Below are 1,473 nucleotides of genomic sequence, written 5' to 3'. Positions count from 1 at the left end.
TGGAGCACCAGCCATAGCACCAGGCATCATCATCATACCGCCAGCAGGAGCAGCAGCGCTGACACCAAAAGCCTCTTCGATCTGCTTAACTAGCTCAGAAGCTTCTAGCAGAGTGAGAGATTTTAATTTTTCGAGAATTTCATCAGTTGTAGCAGACATTGATATAACTCCTTTTAGGTGAATTGTTTAATTTGTTGAGTGTTGTACTTAACTCTTGTAGTTGAGTGTTGTACAAATCTCAGAAAGGGGGAAAACCGAGTACTAGCTGTTGCCTTCTTCCTTGGCAGCAACCCCTTGGATGCATCGACCCAAAGAAGCTGGCACCTCGTTAATACTACGACCCAAGGAGGCTGGTACCTCATTAATACCGACAGCAAGTTTGGTAGCGATAGAATTAATCGCTCCAGCAACTTGCGCGATCAGTTCCTCCTTAGAAGGCAAGTCAGCAATTGCCTTAACTTGCTCTTCATTCAAGGCTTGACCTTGCATCACGCCGCCGCGAAATTCAGTCTTCTTGGCGGTTTTCTTAAACTCCTGGTAAGCTCTGATGGCACTACCAACATCGTCTTTGACCAGGAGAAAGGCTGAAGTACCACTGAGGAATTCTGTCATTGGCCGCCAGTTTTCGTCTTCTTCCACCGCAAGCCGCATGAAGGTGTTTTTGGTCACCTTGCAAATCGTGCCAGTGGGACGCAGACGATTCCGTAAATCGGTAATTTCAGCAACCGACAGCCCCTGGTAATCAATAACTACAGCCAACTGAGACTCACTCAAGGTTTGCTTGAGCTCCGCCACAATTGTCTTTTTTTCGTCAAGTGTTCTACCCATTTTGTTAAGTGTTAATTGGTTAATTGTTCATTGAAAATAAATAAAAATAAATAAAAATAAATATTATTTATTTTCAATTGACTCTCAACCAAGAATGATAAGTATTCAACCGTCGATGATCTCACTGATAACAAATAACCAAACTAAAACCCCGGAGACTTGGCCGGGGTTAAGGGTCGTATCATTACCGCTATAGAACTCACTGTAGGATCAGTGCCTGGGCAGATGATACATAGTACTTTAACCTCGGCAGGATATTAAGCTAGTTACTCCTGCTGTCTTCAGCGCAAGCCTTCTTCAATTTTCTAGTTTTTGAACTCTCCCCGCTTTGAAAAGACGGGGATTCTGAGCGGATGTCGTTGCGCGGTTTAAAACCGCGCTCCACTAAGCTCACGGTCTGATCTAGAAGTTAATCTAGTATATCGTTGCGGCAGATTCAAAACTGCCCTACCTCCCTGGCCGTAGGCCACGCTACGCGAACGGATTAACATAGAAGTTAACCTGTGGATTTACTTTTCATTTAAATAACTTTCGGAGTGGTTGTACCAAACAAATCAGGGCAATAAATCACTACTTTTTGCTGCATTACTTGCCTGTTCCATAGTCGTAGGATCAACCCCGTCTCTTACTGGCTGGAATCTCACC

The 1,473-nt window shown here is 44.2% G+C and carries 1 protein-coding gene, 1 pseudogene and 1 other annotated feature; the gene and the pseudogene both read right to left on the bottom strand.

Features of this window, described 5'->3' with window-relative positions; genetic code table 11:
- Positions 1–159: pseudogene (locus F6K37_RS42080) on the bottom strand (50S ribosomal protein L7/L12); the annotation flags it as partial.
- 102 nt (positions 160–261) lie between these two features.
- Complete coding sequence (gene rplJ, locus F6K37_RS42075) at positions 262–828, bottom strand: 50S ribosomal protein L10 (protein WP_008188899.1); 567 nt, start codon at positions 826–828, stop codon at positions 262–264.
- A 134-nt stretch (positions 829–962) separates the two neighbouring features.
- Positions 963–1,131 (bottom strand) — a sequence feature (ribosomal protein L10 leader region).
- Positions 1,132–1,473: the final 342 nt, after the last annotated feature.

Source organism: Moorena sp. SIO4E2, assembly GCF_010671945.1.
Taxonomy (GTDB): domain Bacteria; phylum Cyanobacteriota; class Cyanobacteriia; order Cyanobacteriales; family Coleofasciculaceae; genus Moorena; species Moorena producens.
The sequence above is the reverse complement of the archived record's forward strand: the minus strand, read 5'-3'. Positions and strand labels throughout refer to the sequence as shown.